The sequence below is a fragment of the Bradyrhizobium sp. AUGA SZCCT0431 genome (assembly GCF_018131065.1).
GTDB lineage: Bacteria > Pseudomonadota > Alphaproteobacteria > Rhizobiales > Xanthobacteraceae > Bradyrhizobium.
In genome coordinates, this window is record NZ_JAFCLR010000020.1 from 1 (window position 1) to 16660 (window position 16660).

Here is a 16660-nt window from a genome sequence, read left to right on the forward strand (position 1 = left end):
GACAGCCCGAAATTACCTTGCCATCGTCACTGTCGCCGCCATCGTCTTATGGATGCGATAAGTGTCCACGCCACCTAGCGCGCGTGATCGCGGATCAATATCTTCGGCGAGACCTTCCACATATCAGTTCTGCATGTCAGCCCTGCTGCCATAACGACCGGATTTAGCACGTGCGCACAAATTATATGCGGCCCGCGTCAGCCTGGACCCTTCTGGTGCCACATTGATCCCGAACAATCGTTCTGCTGAAACACCATAGGGTCATCCCATGAAAATATCCGATATCACCTGCCCGTCCTGCGCGTCGGCGTACGAGGTCGCGGAATCAAGCTCACCGATTGGGCGGCCGGGCCGGATTGAATGCATGACCTGCGGCCAGCTTCTCGATGTTTGGCAGGATCCCAAGCTGAGAGCCTATCGGCTGGTGATGTCGTCGGAACACAAGTATCGGCACATCGATGCGCCACCCTCTCCGATTCGCGCGACCGCATAAGCCGATATCGCATCGCGCCTGTCATCGAACGCGCGTAATCTCCGCCGGCCAGCATCGGCCTTGAGGAGACGGCGAGATGACCAAACCCGAATTCATTTCCGCTGAAATCGGGATGCGGGTCACGGCACACGCGCTGCATGTTGGCGACCGCATCAATACGATCGGCTTCGAAACAGAAGCGCTGTCGGCGATCCCGCTCGCGATCAGGGTTGGCACGAGCGGCATCGCCGTTCTGTTCCGCTACGGGGCGGCGGTCCTGATCGGCCTTGCGTCGGAAGAACAAAGCCGCTTCCTGGAAACACTGAAACCCCGGATCGACGGCAAACTGGCGCGCCCCGAAGAGGAAGCCGCCATTCTCGCCTTCGCCGGTGAGGGGGAGACCGAGGATCAGGTCCTGTCCGGCGGCCCCATACAGTTGCGCGACATGTCGCCGGCAAGGCTTCTTGTGGTGGCCGACGTGCTGGCCAAGAGCGTCGTGCTGGCGCACGACGAACGCGAAGTGGCGAAGGTATTCGAGATCATCGAACCGTTTGCCAAGGAGCTGGCAGATCACGGACGAACCCGCCGTGATCGAAAAGGCATCATGCAACTGATCGGAAGCGCCCTGCTGGTCCAGCACAGGGTCTCCGGCCGCATCGCGATCGGAGAAAAGCCTGACGCACTGTGGGATCGTCCCGACCTCGAGCGGCTTTATGCGCGGCTTGAAGACGAATACGAGCTCAAGGAACGCCTCGATGCCCTCAACCGGAAACTTGCCGTGGTCGCGGAGACGGCCAACACCCTTGCCGATATCATCGACACGCGCCGAACCCTGCGCCTCGAACTCATCATCGTCGGGCTGATTGCGTTCGAAGTCATCATCACGCTGTATCAACTTTACATGGGCAAGGGTCACTGACCCCGGGCTTGGCCGGACTCCCCTCGCTATCGCGGGCCCGGCCGCCACGACAGATCATCCGACCACAGATAGATCGCGATCGCAGCAAGGCACAGCACGAGGCCGACCCAGAACATCGGCGAATGATGGACACGCCTCCAGTCGCGTTCGGAAGTCGGCGGCTTCATGGATCACCTCGTTGGCGGGTTTCGGCCGACGACGACTATGGCAACGAACTTGATCCGCGCCAATGTCAGATCGTCGGCAACACCGAGAAGCGCTCCCCTGGCCGCAGCAGCTTCAGCGCGTCGGGATGGGCGTCCTCTTCCCTTACCGCGTCGACCCGCGCCATCGACGGCCCGCGCCGGCACGCTGCGATCATGTCGGCGACGACATCCGCAGGCCCCGCGAACAGTGCCTCGACGCTGCCGTCCCTGCGATTGCGTACCCAGCCCTCGACATCACGTGTCATCGCCTCGTCCGCGACCCAGGCACGGTAGCCGACGCCCTGTACCCGGCCCCGAACGGTGACGTGGCGGATCGCGCCGCTCATCTATTTCTTCAGCCCTAGAAATTCGGCGCTGCGCGCCTTCACATCGGCTTCGCGCATGGCCCGGCCCGTCAACTCTGACGATGCGAGGCCTTTGAGATTTTTCGGCGAGATTCCCTCACGCAGCGCTTTCAGCGTTTCGTAGACGGCTTGCGTGGCGGCGGCGAAAGGCGTGTGTCCCTGCAGCGCAATCTTCACCCGCTGACTTCTGAGAAAGGCCGCATCATCGAGTTCGCCCTGGGTATTGCCGAGCACGATCGGCAGCGTCGTCACCGCCGCAACCGCCTCGACTTCCCGGCGCGTCGTGAGCCCGGTGAAGAACAGCGCATCGACGCCGGTGGCGTCGTAGGCCTTGGCGCGCACCAGGCATTCCTCGAAGCTCGCCGCCGACGGGCCACCGCCGCGCGTTCCGGTGCGGCCCATGATGACCAGCGCGGGATCGCTGCGCCCATCGAGCGCCGCCTTCATCTTGCCGACGCCCTCCTCGAGCGGGATCAGTTGCGGCTCCGAGACGCCAAAGGCCTGCGGCAGCAGCGTGTCCTCGATGGTGAGGCCCGCAGCACCCGCGGTCTCCAGTTCCTGCACGGTCCGCCGGACATTGAGTGCATTGCCGTAACCATGGTCGGCGTCGACCAGCACCGGCAACGCCGCGGCGCGCGACATCCGGCGCATCTGCTCGGCGAGCTCGGTGAGCGTGATCAGCGTGATGTCGGGATCACCGAGCACCGCCAGCGAGGCCACCGAGCCGCCGAACATGCCGAGTTCAAAGCCCAGGTCTTCGGCGATGCGGACGGAAACCGGATCGTAAACCGAACCCGGGCGGATGCAGGTCGATCCGTTGAGGATGGAACGCAATTTTTCACGGCGTTGGCGGAAGGCCATCGGGCACCTCTTACTCCGGTCACTCCGGGATGGTGCGTTAGCACCAGACCCGGAATCTCGAGATTCCGGGCTCGATGCTTCGCATCGCCCCGATGTAACGGGTGACACTTGCGGTAGCGAAAACATCCAAGAAAATCAACACTTAGCCTGCCGCGCTATTTTTCAAAGTGTCACATCGATGCGGATGTGACACTTTCGGTTCTGCTTTTAGACCCTTCCCGCCATCGCGGCGCGGGCATTGCGCGCCCGGTCAGCCATGCGGGTGTAGCGCTCGACCTCTTTCGAGGTGAGATGGCCGCTGATCGCCTGTATCTGATGAATGGTCTTGCCGTCGTTGGCGAGGTCGGTCAGGCAGCGTTTGCGAAGCCCGTGAGGCGTGCAGCGCGCAGGCAGTCCCGCCCTTGGCCATCTCCGCCCCGAACCAATCGGCGAAGCCCTGATCGGTGAATGATCCGCTTCGCGCGCCGATCAGCCTCGTCTTGAGCCCGGTGGCCTTCGTCGCCGCGATAGTCGCGAGCAACTCCGCCGGGATCGGCGTTTCGACCGTGACCGGCTTGCGCTTGCGGTTCTTGAATTGCGTGTACTTCAGGAACGTGGCGGGGCGACCATCGTCAAGGTGTCCGGCATAGGTATTCGGCAGCCCGACGCGGATCACGTCGGAGCGGCGGAAAGCCAGCGCGTTGATCATCTCGATGGCGAGCCGCATGCCGCGTCGTCAGCAAGCTGCAACGCCAGCATCTGCACGCGCTGCGCAATCAGCGGGGAGGCCGTTTGTGAACCTCTCGTTCAAAATCGACCGACCGAACCAAGTTTTCAATTTGATTCGCCAGACCGCCACCGTTTCAAACGGCGCTACAGCAATGTGATGCGCGGATCGTAGATGTGATGCTGTGGGCTGGGCTAGTGTGATGTGCTGTGATGATGTGTGTGGAGGCCGGCCCTCTTGCCGACAGCCCTAACCGGGCGGCCCGTCATCCGCGTTGTCCATGACCGACGTCACAGCTTCTCCTGCAACAGTCTGATTAATTCCTGAGGCGGGCGGCAGTCGACGAGCAGAACATGCCGCACCATAACGATCAGAGCTGCTGGATGCATGAGTTTCAATGGCCGCGTCATGCATACAGCTCCAATTCACATGCGGCCATTGTTACAGGAGAAATACGATGCGTGAAGTAAACGAAAGAGAACTAGCGGTAGACGAACTTGAAGTAGTCTGCGGCGGCGCAACCTGCACATACGCCAGTCAAACCTATAGCATAGGATCCGTTATAAAGATGAGCGATGGGAACAACCACACTTGCCAATCTGATGGAACGTGGAAAAAAGATTAATCTAATTGGGTTGTAGCGCACAAACGCTACAACCCTCGCTAGGTTCGGGACGGCATCTGAGCCCGCCGAACTTCAGCGGCAACGATTTTGCCAAACACGGTCGCCGCAGCTAAGTCCATCGTTGACGGCGGCTCGCCTTGCTGTGCGAAACGCCGCGCGGCGCGATGCTCGTTCGTCGTGACCTGATTTGATTGTGTGACCCCCGTCACTGTGGGCCCGGTCACAGCCCGACATAGTCCCACTCAATTCAATGGCTCACATGTCGCCAACAACACGGAGCGGAACAATGAAGACCGAGCAGGTTCAATCGAACGACAAAATCTCCGACGAAGAACTCGATAACGTCACCGGAGGGGCACGCAAAGCAGGCGAAGGGCAGAAGGACTTCCTTGTAGTGAAGATGAAAGGCTAGGCGGTGTCCGGCACGGCTCTGCAAGGCTTCCACGCCGGTTTGATTTTGATGGAGAAGATCATGAGCAAGATCAACGACACTTCCTACGACGTTGCTGCCACGAGCGAACGCGAACTGACCGGGGCCGAACTCGAAACAGTGACGGGCGCTTGGGCTGCTATGCTCAAATGGTGCAGAACAGATTGAATGGCAGATTGAAACAGCAGGAAAACCAAGAGCAACTCGCGGCGTTGCAAACCTTCGGAAAGGCATTGCAGGGAGCGGGCCAGATTTAATAACCACGCGAGACCTTGCTCGCCTGCAAAAACATTGGCCGCACCTCCGCACCGCGTCGGCCGCATCGAAGTGAAGTTGTTTTCGATGTCGGACAACCTGACATCATCGGCCCACCCGTCAGCGTTGGTTTCGACATGAATGGCTGCAGCGGTGATCGCGAGGGACCGTCTGAGCCGGACCCATGGTGGGAACCGTACATTGAAGTGAGAGAAGCTGCAGATGCAGCGGTACTGAAGGCTGAAAAGCGGCTCGGGATTAGACGGCTGCCTCGGCACGTGAGGCAAGCGCGCAAAATCTTGGAAGTCGGTGTGCCCATTGTCTTCGCTGCTCTCGCGATCATCTTGTCGAGAGCGTCGATGTACACGTTCGGAGCGGCCCTAATCTCTGCTTTCACGCCCTAGCAATCACTACCGCGCCAGCTAAAATCGGGCTGTCGCAGACCCGAAAAAATGTGACACTCGCTGGCGAGAACCCGCGATATTCGGCGAAGCGTTGGCTCCGGATGTGACACTGCTAAGCTACTGAAAACGCTCAATTACGATATATCGCCCCGGAATGACGGCTCAAGCAAACTCCAAAATCAGCGCGTCCACCGCGAGCGTGGCGCCGGCGGCGGCGTGAATTTTCTTCACGGTGCCGTCGCGTTCGGCGCGCAGCACGTTCTGCATCTTCATCGCCTCGACCACGGCCAGCGTTTCGCCGGCCTTGACCTCCTGCCCTTCGCCAACCGCGATCGACACCACGAGACCGGGCATCGGGCATAGCAGCTTCTTGCCGGTATCGGCCGCCGACGTCACCGGCATCAGCCGGGCCGCCGCCGCCTCGCTCTCGGTGAAGACGTTGACCGGGACTTCAAAGCCCTGATGCGCGAGGCGGATGCCGTTCGGGATCGCGCGCACCTGCATCGCCACATAATGGCCGTCGATGGTGCCCTGCCAGACCGGCACGCCCGGCGTCCAGTTCGAGACCAGTTGATGCGGATTGCCCGGCAGATCGTCGGCGCCGATGAAGCGCACCGCGATGCCGTCGGCTTCGCGCGCGACGTCGAGCGCGATTTCCGCGCGGTCGAGCCACACCGCGCGGCGCCGCTCCCGCTGCACCAGCCGGCCGTTCAACTGGCCGGAAATCTGCCGCTTGCGTTCGCCGATCACGTGGTCGATCGCAGCCCCGACCGCCGCCAGCCGCCGCGCGATCTCGCCTTCGGGCGGCCGCGCCGCAAAACCTTTCGGGAACTCCTCGGCAATGAAACCGGTGGACAAATTGCCCTCGCGCCAGCGCGGGTGGCTCATCAGCGCCGACAGGAACGGAATGTTGTGGCGGATGCCGTCGATATAGAACGAATCCAGCGCCGCTGACTGCGCCTCGATCGCGGCCGCCCGCGACGGCGCATGCGTCACCAGCTTGGCGATCATCGGATCGTAATGGATCGAGATCTCGCCGCCCTCCTGCACGCCGGTGTCGTTACGAACGGTGATGCCGTCATGGCTCGCTTCCGCGGGCGGGCGGTATTTCACCAGGCGCCCGATCGAGGGCAGGAAATTGCGGAACGGATCTTCGGCATAGACGCGCGATTCCACCGCCCAGCCGGTCAGCGTGACGTCCTTCTGCGCGATCGAAAGTTTTTCGCCGGCGGCGGAGCGGATCATCTGTTCGACCAGATCGATGCCGGTGATCAGTTCGGTGACGGGATGCTCGACCTGCAGGCGGGTATTCATTTCCAGGAAGTAGAAGCTCTTGTCCTGGCCGGCGACGAATTCCACCGTGCCGGCGGAATCATAATTCACGGCCTTCGCCAGGGAGACCGCCTGCTCGCCCATCTTGCGGCGGGTGGTCTCGTCGAGCAGCGGCGACGGCGCCTCCTCGATGACCTTCTGGTTGCGGCGCTGGATCGAACATTCGCGCTCGCCGAGATAGATCACGTTGCCATGCTTGTCGCCCAGCACCTGGATTTCGATGTGGCGGGGATCGACGATGAATTTCTCGATAAAGACGCGGTCGTCGCCGAACGAGGATTTGGCCTCGGCCTTGGCGAGATTGAAACCTTCGGCGACTTCGGATTTCGAGTGCGCAATGCGCATGCCCTTGCCGCCACCGCCGGCGGACGCCTTGATCATCACGGGATAGCCGATCTCGTCGGCGATCTTCACCGCATGCTTTTCGTCCTCGATGACGCCGAGATGTCCCGGCACCGTCGAGACCTTGGCCTTGGCGGCGGCCTTCTTGGATTCGATCTTGTCGCCCATCGCGGCGATGGCGCCGGGGTTCGGACCGATGAAGACGACGCCCGCCTCGGCCAGCGCACGCGGAAAGGATTCGCGCTCGGACAGGAAGCCGTAGCCCGGATGCACGGCCTGCGCCCCGGTCTTGCGGCAGGCCTCGACGATCTTCTCGATCACAAGGTAACTCTCGGACGCCGCCGGCGGGCCGATCAGCACCGCGTCATCGGCCATTTCGACATGGACCGCATCACGGTCGGCCTCGGAATACACGGCTACCGTTTCGATCCCCATGCGCCGCGCAGTCTTGATGACCCGGCAGGCGATCTCGCCGCGATTTGCGATCAGAATTCGTTTGAACATGTGCTTCTTGCTTGAGCTTTATTTTAAGGCTGGGGCAGGATCCTCACCCGCAATGTGACATGCGGGGACGCGGCTAACAAACCCGTCGTACAGCAAAAATCGACCGAGGCAACGGTCCAGTTTCAGGCCGGCTTCTTGAGGCCGCGGTCCGCTGGCACCAGTCAGCCTGAATAGCTGTGAAACCGACCGCGCGTATAGGCGTGCGACACCGCTTTCATCAGTTCGCCGACCTCGGTTTCCAGATATTCGTTGGCCACGATCAGCGCGCGGATGGTCGCGCGCATATCCCCGCCGCAGGCCGAAATGGCCTGCTCCACCGCCATTTCCAGTTCGTCATTCGGTTCTATCGCTGGCTGGGAGGAAGAAGGCATGGAGTTGATCTCGCGGCGGAGCGCTATGTTCCTATTTTGTTCTCATGAAGTCAATGAATATGCAGGCGCATGACGCGATGTCCCTCGCTTGTGGATGGAGCCGTACTGCCTCGGCCATTTCCGCCGCATCCGCATTGCATTACATCTTGTGGATGTCCAACGATGCATTGATCGCCGCCTATTCGGCTCCGGGTCGCCATTATCACAATGTGGCGCATATCGAGGATTGCCTCGACCTATTGTCGTCCGTCGATAATCTTTCCGCGGCCGAGCGTGATCTGCTCGTTCAGGCCATCTGGTGGCACGACGCGGTTTACGACCCTAAGAAATCGGACAATGAAGAACAGAGCGCCCTGCTTGCCGAGCAAGCCGTGTCATCGGATATCCGAGAGCAAGTCGGCCGGCTGATCCGCCTCACAAAGTCCCATCAGGTCGCGCCCGGCGACCGCCTCGGCGCGATCCTGATTTCGATCGACCTCAGCATATTGGGGGCTGAACCAGACCGGTACGACGCCTATGCCTCGTCGATCCGCAAGGAATTTTCCCATGTCCCGGATGCAGCCTACCGGTCCGGGCGTTCCGACGTCCTCCAGCGCTTCATGGCAAGGCCCGTCATCTTCCCCGACCCCGGTTTTGCAACGCGATACGACCAGCGTGCCCGCGCAAATATGGCGAGAGAGATCGCTTCCTTGAAGGATGGTGACACCTCGTAACGCTGACAGCACTTGGTTCCGGGATGCCGGCATGTGCTAGAAGGTTCGCGCGGACACGAAAGAGATTTGAAGTGAGACACATGCGGTCACGGGTTGTTCTGATTGTTGCGCTGCTATTGGTCTCACTTTCCTCGTCCCGGACTTGGGCCGCCACGGCGACCGTCAGGGATGGCGGCACGCTTCAATTGGGCAACGTCACCTACCGGCTCGACGGGATCGATGCCCCGGCGTTCGATCAGCTCTGCATCGACGAACACGCCGACAGCTGGACCTGCGGCATCGAGGCGCGCGATCAACTGGTCAAGCTGATCGGCGGCCGCCAGGTTCGCTGCGACGATCTCGGCGTCGATCCCACTTTCAAGAAGCGGCGCCTCGGCGTGTGCAAGATCGAGGGCGACACCACCAGCCTCAGCCAGTTGCTGGTCCGCCAGGGCTTCGCCCTGAACATCGACGCCTCTGCAACCGGGCGTTTCAACACCGACGAGGCCCGCGCCAGGGACGACCGTCAGGGACTTTGGAAAGGCTGCTTCGCAGCGCCGCAAGAGTTCCGCCGCGGCCAGAAGGACGGCACGCTGCTGGGTGCCGCATGCCGCGCCGACCGCGACCGCCAGATTCGCGAGGCCCTATTCCCCGAGGATTTCGTGATGCCGTCCGGCTGCAACATCAAGGGCAAGTTCGCGGTCCGCGCCCGCGTCACCGGCAATCTCGGCATCTATCATCTGCAGGCCTGCCGCAGCTATCCGGGACTGACCAATCCGGACCGGTGGTTCTGTTCCGAAGAGGACGCCCAGGCCGGCGGGTTCCGCAGAGCCTATAATTGCCGGCCCCCCGCCAAGAGCAAATGAAAGCAAATGGTGCTGGCAAACCTTGCGCCTCTTGTGTGAGAGTGCCGCGAGAGGCTTGCGGGCACGTATGACTCCTCCTGATCATTCCAACCCACTTCCTGAAGCAGCCGCTGCGGAAAGGCTGCGTCAACATCTCGAAGAAATCGCGCGCGAGCGCGACCGGGCTCATCGCGCGCTGCAGGAACGCGAGGCGGAGCTGGCGCGGATCCAGCGAATAGCCGGTGTCGGCGGCCTCGAAATCGATTTTCGCGACGGCGTCAAGAACCGCCGCTCCCCGGAATATCTCCTCGTTCACGGGCTGCCGCCCGAGGCGGCCAGTGAGACCTATTCGGACTGGGTCAGTCGAATCCATCCCGAAGATCGCGAGCGGACGGTCAAACATCTGTTCGGCGTGCTGCGGAGCGAGAGCCAGGACTATTCGGCCGAATACCGCATCATCCGGCCGAATGACGGCGACATCAGATGGATCCGCGTCGTTGCCAAGATCGAGCGCGGCCGCGACGGTCGCGCGCTGCGCCTGGTCGGCGCCGATCTCGACGTGTCAGGTCAAATGCTGGCCCAGGAAACGCTGCGCGAAAGCGAGGAGCGCTTCCGCCTGATCGCCGACAGCGCCCCCGTCCCGATCTGGGTCACCAAGCTCGACCGCACGCGCTCGTTCGCCAACCAGGCCTATGTCGATTTCCTCGGGTTGCCGTTCGAACAGGCGATCGGGTTCGACTGGCGCAAGGTGCTGCATCCGGACGATCTGCCGCGCATCCTGCAGGAATCGGTCGCCGGCGAGGCCTCACTGAAGCCGTTCGTGCTGGAAGCCCGCTACAAGCGCGCCGACGGCGAATGGCGCTGGCTGAGGTCGGAATCCCAGCCGCGCTGGGACCCGACCGGAAACCACATCGGCTTCATCGGCGTCGCCCACGACATCACCGCCGCCAAGCAGGCCGAAAGCGATCTGCGGAGGCTGAACGAGACCCTGGAGCTGCGGATTACCGAGCGGACGGCGCAACTGGAATCCAACGAAGCCCAGATGCGCGCGATTTTCGAGACCAGCCATCAGTACCAGGCGCTGCTCAATCCACATGGCGATGTGCTCTACGCCAACAAGACGGCGCTGGACGGCATTCGCGCCGACGCCGCCGAAATCATTGGCAAGCCGTTCTGGGAAACGCCGTGGTTTGGCGCCACCGAGGGCATGCCTGAGGCCGTCCGCAATGCCTTCGTCGCGGTCATGAGGGGCGACGAGGTGAAGACCGAGATGCGGCTGCATCTGCCGGTCGGCGAGCGCTATTTCGACTTCGCGATGCGCCCCTTGCGCGACCAGCACGGCGCGGTCATCGGTGCGGTTCCGGAAGCCATCGATATCACCGAGCGCCGCAAGGGCGAGGAAGCCCTGCGGCAGTCGCAGAAGATGGAAGCGGTCGGCCAATTGACCGGCGGTGTCGCGCACGATTTCAACAATCTCCTGACCATCATCCGCTCGGCCACCGATTTCCTGCGCCGCCGCGACCTGCCGGATGAGCGGCGCCGGCGTTACATCGATGCGATTTCCGATACCGTGGAACGCGCCTCGAAACTGACCGCGCAATTGCTGGCGTTTGCCCGCCGGCAGCCGCTCAAGCCCCAGGTGTTCGATGTCGGCGCCCAGGTCGAAGCCGTCGCCCAGTTGGTTCGTCCGCTTGTCGGCCCCCGGATCAGGATCGAGGTCGACATTTCCGCGCCCGACTGCTTCGCGATTGCCGATATCGCGCAGTTCGAGACCGCGCTGATCAATCTCGCGGTCAACGCTCGCGACGCCATGGAGGGCGAAGGCCGGCTCGCGATCAGTGTCAGGAAGGCTCATTCCATCCCTGCCCTGCGTGCCCAGACCGCGCGCAGCGGCGACTTCGTCGCCATCGCCATGACCGACACCGGCCTCGGTATCACCCCCGAGCACATCGAGGCGATCTTCGAACCGTTCTTCACCACCAAGGAAGTCGGCAAGGGAACCGGGCTCGGCCTCAGCCAAGCCTTCGGCTTTGCCAAGCAATCCGGCGGCGATATCGCTGTTATGAGCGAGCCCGGACAGGGCGCGACCTTCACCATCTACCTGCCGCAGGCCGCGATGCCGACGCAGGCGGCGGAAGCCGCGGCCGCAGGCCAGGAGCCCGGCCCGCGCGGGCGCGGCTACCGCGTTCTCGTGGTCGAGGACAATGACGATGTCGGACAGTTCTCCACCGAGCTGTTGGAGGATCTCGGCTACATGGTGCGCCGCGCCGACAATGCCGACACCGCGCTGGCGATCCTGGCCGAGGACGAGTTCGCAGCCGATCTGGTATTCTCCGACGTCATCATGCCCGGCATGAACGGGGTCGAGCTCGCCGGCGTCATTCGCGAACGTTATCCGGGCCTGCCCGTGGTGCTGACCAGCGGCTACAGCAACGTACTGGCGGAAAATGCCCATCGCGGCTTCGAGCTGATCCAGAAACCCTATTCGGTCGAGTCGCTGTCGCGCATCCTGCGGAAGGCGATTTCAGACGCGCGGCTGTAGCGGCGATCGGCAGCCTTTACGCCGCAGCCTCGACCGCGGCCGGGCACGCGGCCAGCAGCGCGCGGATTTCATGCGCCGGGCGCGCCGCGCTGAACAGGTATCCCTGCATCTGGTTGCAGCCCAGATTCTGCACGGTTTCGCGCTGCTGCAAGGTCTCGACGCCTTCGGCCGTCGTGATCATGTTGCGGTCGGCCGCGATGCTCACCACCGCCTTGATGATGGAGGCCGAACTCGAATTGCAGGTGACTTCCTTGACGAAGCTGCGGTCGATCTTGATCTTGTCAAACGGGAAGCGCTGCAGATATTGCAGCGAGGAATAGCCGGTTCCAAAATCGTCGAGCGCGATGTGAACCCCGAGCGCGCGCAACTGATTTAGCGCCACAAGGGCGGCGTCATCGTCCGCGATCAAGACCGCCTCGGTGATCTCAAGCTCCAGCCGGCGCGGATCGAGCCCGGTGTCGGCGAGTACGGCGGCGACCTTCAGTGACAGCGACTGCGAGCGGAACTGGACCGGCGAGACGTTGACGGCGACGCGCACATGCGCGGGCCAGGTGGTCGCTTCGGCGCAGGCGGTCCGCAGCACCCATTGTCCGATCTCCTCGATCAGGCCGGTCTCCTCGGCCACCGGAATGAAATCGGCGGGCGAAACCATGCCGCGCAGCGGATGCCGCCAGCGCAGCAGCGCTTCGCACCCCCTGACCTCGTCGTTGCGCAAATCGACCAGCGGCTGGTAGTGCAGTTCGAATCCGCCATCGACCAGCGCCGCGCGCATATCGCTTTCGAGCTCGCGGCGATGGTTGGCCTGCTTTTCCATGCTCGGTTCGAAGAAGCGATAGGTCCGGCGGCCCGCCGCCTTCGCCGCATACATCGCCAGATCAGCGCTCTTCAGCAGCGCGAACAGATCGGAGCCGTGACGCGGCGCGACTGCGACGCCGATGCTGGCGTCGCTGGAGAGGCGATGGCCGTTGCAATCGAACGGCGTCCGCAGCCGATCGTAGATCCGCTCGACCAGAATGCTGACGTCATTATCACACGTGACGTTACGCTGCACGACGGCGAACTCATCGCCGCCGAGACGGGCGATGAAGTCGTCGGGCCCGACCGACTGGCGCAGGCGATCCGCGACGCCCTTGAGGAATTCGTCGCCGATCAGATGCCCGAGCGAATCGTTGATGCGCTTGAACTCGTCGATGTCGATGTAGAGGATTGCGAACTGCGCGGCTTCGGATCCTCCGAGCAGCGCCTCGGCATGGCGCTGGAACAGCGTGCGGTTCGGCAGATTGGTCAGCGCGTCGTAATGGGCGAGATGCTGGATCTTCGCCTGGACGCGCCGCCTCTCGGTCACGTCTTCCAGCGTGGTCGCCCAGCCGCCATCGGGCGAGCGCTGGTAGATCAGCTGGATCGTGCGTCCGTCAGGCGTCATCGTCTCGGTGATCCGAGCGCCGTCGTCCGTGGGGTTGAGAAATCTCGCGCAATAGGCGTCGACGTCGCCGACAAAGCTTCCCTGCTGCTGGCGATGCAGCACCAGATCGCGAAGATGGCAACCGGGCCTGGCGACATCCGGCGATAGAGCGAACATGTCGATATATTGCTGGTTGCAGATCACCAGACGGGCGGAGGCGTCGAACAGCAGCAGACCCTGGGTCATGTTGTTGATGGCGGTGTCCAGATGCTGGGTCTTTTCCGACAGCTTGTACTGGGCTGCCGCATGCTGGCTGCGCAACTGGCGCACGATCAGGAAGATCATGACGACAACGACGATGATCGCAAGCGCCGCCGCGCACAGCTGCAGCTTGGTCTGCGCCCGCCAATCCGCCAGCGCGGTCTCGGTCTTGGTGGTTGCAACGATCAGGATGGGAAAATGCATCAGCGAGCGGACCGCACCGACCTTGTCCTCATTTTGCGACGAGCTCGTGAAGCGTCCCGAGATGTTGCCGTTCAGGGCGAGCGCCCGCTGAAACGACGACGACTTGGCGACGTTCACGCCGAACAGCTTGGCGTCTTTCGGATAGCGGGCGATGATGGTGCCGTCACGGTGGATCATCGAAATCGCGGTATCGTTGTCCAGCGCCAGGGAGCCGACGAAATCCTCGAAATGCGACGGCTCGACGCCGCGGCTGGCAAAGCCGACGATCTCGCCATTGCGGCCGACGATCTTGCGCGCGAACACCGTGGTCCAGACTTTTGTGACCTTGCTGACGACCGGTTCGACGATCACGTCGGGCGTCGGCTTTCCCGAGGTGAATTCCTGGAAATAACGCCGGTCGGAAATGTTGACGTCCCCCACCGGCCACATCTCGGAAGTATTGATCAGCCAGCCCTTGGCGTTGAACAGATTGAGCGCGCCGACATGCGGCAACGACGCAAGCTTGGCGCGCAGCATCTCATGCGCGCTCAGGGTCGACATTTTCTTCTCGAATTCGTCAGCGGTGTTGACCCCGTCGGCCCGGATATAGGAAAGGACGTCGTCGTGCACGTGCTGGAGATCGCTGAGCTGCTGGTCGAAATGGCGCGACAGCAGCAGCGCGGTGTTGTTGAGTTCGCGCTCGGCGACTTCCAGCGCACGCTCGCGGAATTGCAGCGCGAAATAGCCGGTGCCGAGCATGATCGCGATCACCATCGCCGCGGCGCACAGAATGAGCCACTGCACCACGCCCATGCGCATCCAGGACAGCAAGCCGGCGATTGACCGCCGCAGGCTCCCCGCGATGACACTATCCGATGCACTACCCGGCATTCTTGTCCGCCCCCACAGTCGCTTTTGTACGGGAAGACAACCCAAGAGGGCGTTAGCAAAATCAGTTATTGCGGGGTTAAAGCGCGCGCCCGGATCAGGCCATTTCCGGAACTTCCGCCTCTTTCAAGCTGCACTCGATCAAGGCCCCGTCGATCGCGAATGCCGAGAATGGCGAATGCTCTGTCACGACCTGCAGCGCCGCGAAGAACTGCGCATCGCCGGGGCTCTTGAGGAAGAACCGGACATGACCCGCCGACAGCGTGTCGCGCGACAACCAGACGATCCCGGAGAACAGGGCGACCATGGTCTGCGCGTATTGGCCTGATGTAGCGACCCCGAGTTCATAGAGCGGCGAGACCACGACAAAGCGCGCGCGCAGGATCGGGGTCGGGAATTTGCTCATCATCAGGCGGCTGACCTGACAGGCCGCGTGAATCTTCTCTCCGTCCGAAAGGCAATACAGCGTCGGGTTGTCGCCGTCCTTGGTCAGGGCGTCGAACGCCGCGTAGCTTCCGTTCGAAAACGTGGAAAAGTCTTCGCCGACGCTTTCAGCGTCCTTCTTCCATTGCGCCTTAATCGAACGCCAAGACTTGTCGGAGCTCATCGGCAGGAGGCGCATGATTAACCGGTGGTTAACACAGGACGTGATCACCGGTATTTTATAGGCCTCGGCTAAACGTTTGCTTACGGCCTGGGTCCGGCGGCAAACATTTGTGACGGCTCGCCTTTATGCCACCTGAGAATGCGCGTTGCCGCGACGCCTCCTGCAGGGTGTCGGCACTGGCTCGCGCCTTGCCGCGGGGCAGCGTCGCCGCCGGTCGGATGTCGAACGGCGGTATCAGCCCGGGCCGGCTCTTGATAGGATGGGGCTTTAATCGATGAGGTTTTGAAATGAGGCATTTTATTTCTGCCGCGCTGTTTTCAATCGCGTTCGCTCTGCCCGCGTCTGCTCAAAAACTGGTTGATCCGGCCGGCGTCGCGCCGGAGTTTCGCGAGGCGGCCGAGAAGCGCCGTGCCGAACAGATCAGGCAGCGCGACTGCGCGCAGAAGGCGGACCGGGAAAGGATCGTGCCGCGAGAGCGCACCAGCTTCCTGATTCACTGTCTTGAAACGGATCAAGGCAAGTAAAAGCGGCAGAACGCGCTCGGAACAGGTTGAACCCCTAGCCGTGCCCCGCAGCGATATCGATGAGGGCGATGCCCAGATCCGCCCTCTTCTTCCGCCGCAGCCTGGCGGGGACTTCGGTCAGGACCACCTCGAGTGTCGGCCGCACCCTGCCGGCAAGCAAATGGCCGCCCCGCGTCGATCCGTCGGACAGTCCGAGCACGATGTGAACGTGAAGGCTGGCTTTGCCGTCATCGCCGACGGCAACGTCGCCGAGCGCGCTCAGGACTTCGCATTGTTCGTTGACCTCGATCTTCTTGTAGGTCTTCGTTGCAAAATCGAACCAGCCGACGACAGCATTTTCGAAGGCGCCGATCGCCGTGACGGACGCCGCCGTGATCTTTGCTTCGTTCGCGAACCGCGTCAGCGCCGCAAACGCTTCTTCGCCGGAATCCAGAATGACGACGTGGATCCGCCCACCGGGCTCGTCGGAAACAAGCTGGTTTTTCATATCAATTTCCTGCGTTCGGGCCGCGGTGCATGGCTTCTCATCGGCGAGCGATCGCCTAGGCCTTCTTGCCGGGCGGATCGCCGCCCTTGTCCACGCGGCTCACCTGCTGGGCGCGCGCCTTGTCCTTTGGCTGCTCCTGTCCGCGCTCATCACGGACGATGCCCTGATCCGCATTCTCGTCTCGATCTTTGGCCCGATCCTCGGAGGGTTCAGCCTCGCTGTCCGCTTTCCGCAACCGCGACTGGCCTTCTTTCACCAGCAACTCATCGCCGAGCATCTGTCCAATCACCTGCTCGGTTTGCGCCTCTGCTTTCTCTCTGAAGGTGCTCATGGCAATCTCCTTCCATGGAGAACGGCCGGAAGCGGTAATGTTTCCGGTGAAGCCGATCAAAGATCTGCATGCGGATGGGTTCCGTTTGCACACGAGGCGGTCCCGGACTGGCGTAACAATCCTGTCC

The 16660-nt window shown here is 62.2% G+C and carries 18 protein-coding genes; 8 read left to right on the top strand and 10 right to left on the bottom strand.

Going from position 1 to position 16660, the window contains the following annotated elements:
• Positions 1–268 precede the first annotated feature (268 nt).
• Both JQ567_RS20275 and JQ567_RS20280 read left to right on the top strand, forming a co-directional pair.
• Positions 269–493, top strand: a complete 225-nt coding sequence (locus JQ567_RS20275) for an MJ0042-type zinc finger domain-containing protein (RefSeq protein WP_212440457.1) — start codon at positions 269–271, stop codon at positions 491–493.
• A gap of 76 nt (positions 494–569) precedes the next feature.
• Complete coding sequence (locus JQ567_RS20280) at positions 570–1391, top strand: RMD1 family protein (RefSeq protein WP_212440458.1); 822 nt, start codon at positions 570–572, stop codon at positions 1389–1391.
• A 26-nt stretch (positions 1392–1417) separates the two neighbouring features.
• On the opposite strand, the gene JQ567_RS20285 is transcribed toward JQ567_RS20280, so the two are convergent.
• From JQ567_RS20285 to JQ567_RS39080, 4 genes are all read right to left on the bottom strand, one after another.
• Positions 1418–1558: a hypothetical protein gene (locus tag JQ567_RS20285; RefSeq protein ID WP_212208957.1), complete on the bottom strand. Its 141-nt coding sequence runs from the start codon at positions 1556–1558 to the stop codon at positions 1418–1420.
• Positions 1559–1623: 65 nt separating this feature from the next.
• Positions 1624–1923: an acylphosphatase gene (locus JQ567_RS20290; RefSeq protein WP_212388050.1), complete on the bottom strand. Its 300-nt coding sequence runs from the start codon at positions 1921–1923 to the stop codon at positions 1624–1626.
• Positions 1924–2802: an oxaloacetate decarboxylase gene (locus JQ567_RS20295; protein WP_212440459.1), complete on the bottom strand. Its 879-nt coding sequence runs from the start codon at positions 2800–2802 to the stop codon at positions 1924–1926. It abuts the gene before it with no gap.
• Positions 2803–3009: 207 nt separating this feature from the next.
• Positions 3010–3243: a tyrosine-type recombinase/integrase gene (locus tag JQ567_RS39080; protein ID WP_212440545.1), complete on the bottom strand. Its 234-nt coding sequence runs from the start codon at positions 3241–3243 to the stop codon at positions 3010–3012.
• A gap of 1176 nt (positions 3244–4419) precedes the next feature.
• On the opposite strand from JQ567_RS39080, the gene JQ567_RS38655 reads away from it, so the two are divergent.
• Both JQ567_RS38655 and JQ567_RS38660 read left to right on the top strand, forming a co-directional pair.
• Positions 4420–4545 (top strand): hypothetical protein, encoded by a 126-nt coding sequence (locus tag JQ567_RS38655; protein ID WP_283816533.1) that lies wholly within the window; start codon positions 4420–4422, stop codon positions 4543–4545.
• 60 nt (positions 4546–4605) lie between these two features.
• Positions 4606–4731: a hypothetical protein gene (locus JQ567_RS38660; RefSeq protein WP_283816534.1), complete on the top strand. Its 126-nt coding sequence runs from the start codon at positions 4606–4608 to the stop codon at positions 4729–4731.
• A gap of 653 nt (positions 4732–5384) precedes the next feature.
• Here JQ567_RS38660 and JQ567_RS20310 read toward each other — a convergent pair.
• Positions 5385–7400, bottom strand: coding sequence for an acetyl/propionyl/methylcrotonyl-CoA carboxylase subunit alpha (locus JQ567_RS20310; RefSeq protein WP_212440461.1), 2016 nt, complete (start codon positions 7398–7400; stop codon positions 5385–5387).
• Positions 7401–7561: 161 nt separating this feature from the next.
• Complete coding sequence (locus JQ567_RS20315) at positions 7562–7771, bottom strand: hypothetical protein (protein WP_212440462.1); 210 nt, start codon at positions 7769–7771, stop codon at positions 7562–7564.
• A 59-nt stretch (positions 7772–7830) separates the two neighbouring features.
• On the opposite strand from JQ567_RS20315, the gene JQ567_RS20320 reads away from it, so the two are divergent.
• From JQ567_RS20320 to JQ567_RS20330, 3 genes are all read left to right on the top strand, one after another.
• Entirely contained in the window at positions 7831–8484 is a 654-nt protein-coding gene (locus tag JQ567_RS20320; RefSeq protein WP_312017434.1) for a phosphohydrolase, read from the top strand.
• An 80-nt stretch (positions 8485–8564) separates the two neighbouring features.
• The gene (locus tag JQ567_RS20325; RefSeq protein ID WP_212440463.1) at positions 8565–9329 is read left to right on the top strand and encodes a thermonuclease family protein; all 765 of its coding nucleotides are present in this window, start codon (positions 8565–8567) and stop codon (positions 9327–9329) included.
• A 67-nt stretch (positions 9330–9396) separates the two neighbouring features.
• Positions 9397–11850 (top strand): PAS domain-containing sensor histidine kinase, encoded by a 2454-nt coding sequence (locus JQ567_RS20330; RefSeq protein ID WP_249165582.1) that lies wholly within the window; start codon positions 9397–9399, stop codon positions 11848–11850.
• A 16-nt stretch (positions 11851–11866) separates the two neighbouring features.
• Here the strand turns inward: JQ567_RS20330 and JQ567_RS20335 are convergent, their stop codons facing one another.
• Positions 11867–14587 (bottom strand): EAL domain-containing protein, encoded by a 2721-nt coding sequence (locus JQ567_RS20335; protein ID WP_212440465.1) that lies wholly within the window; start codon positions 14585–14587, stop codon positions 11867–11869.
• A 94-nt stretch (positions 14588–14681) separates the two neighbouring features.
• Positions 14682–15206 carry a hypothetical protein gene (locus JQ567_RS20340; protein ID WP_212440466.1) on the bottom strand — a complete coding sequence of 175 codons (525 nt, stop codon included), beginning with the start codon at positions 15204–15206 and terminating at the stop codon, positions 14682–14684.
• 272 nt (positions 15207–15478) lie between these two features.
• On the opposite strand from JQ567_RS20340, the gene JQ567_RS20345 reads away from it, so the two are divergent.
• A complete protein-coding gene (locus JQ567_RS20345; protein WP_212440467.1) occupies positions 15479–15715 on the top strand; it encodes a hypothetical protein in 237 nt (78 codons plus the stop codon).
• A gap of 34 nt (positions 15716–15749) precedes the next feature.
• Here the strand turns inward: JQ567_RS20345 and JQ567_RS20350 are convergent, their stop codons facing one another.
• Complete coding sequence (locus JQ567_RS20350; RefSeq protein WP_212440468.1) at positions 15750–16202, bottom strand: PPC domain-containing DNA-binding protein; 453 nt, start codon at positions 16200–16202, stop codon at positions 15750–15752.
• A gap of 55 nt (positions 16203–16257) precedes the next feature.
• Positions 16258–16593, bottom strand: coding sequence for a hypothetical protein (locus JQ567_RS20355; protein WP_212440469.1), 336 nt, complete (start codon positions 16591–16593; stop codon positions 16258–16260).
• Positions 16594–16660: the final 67 nt, after the last annotated feature.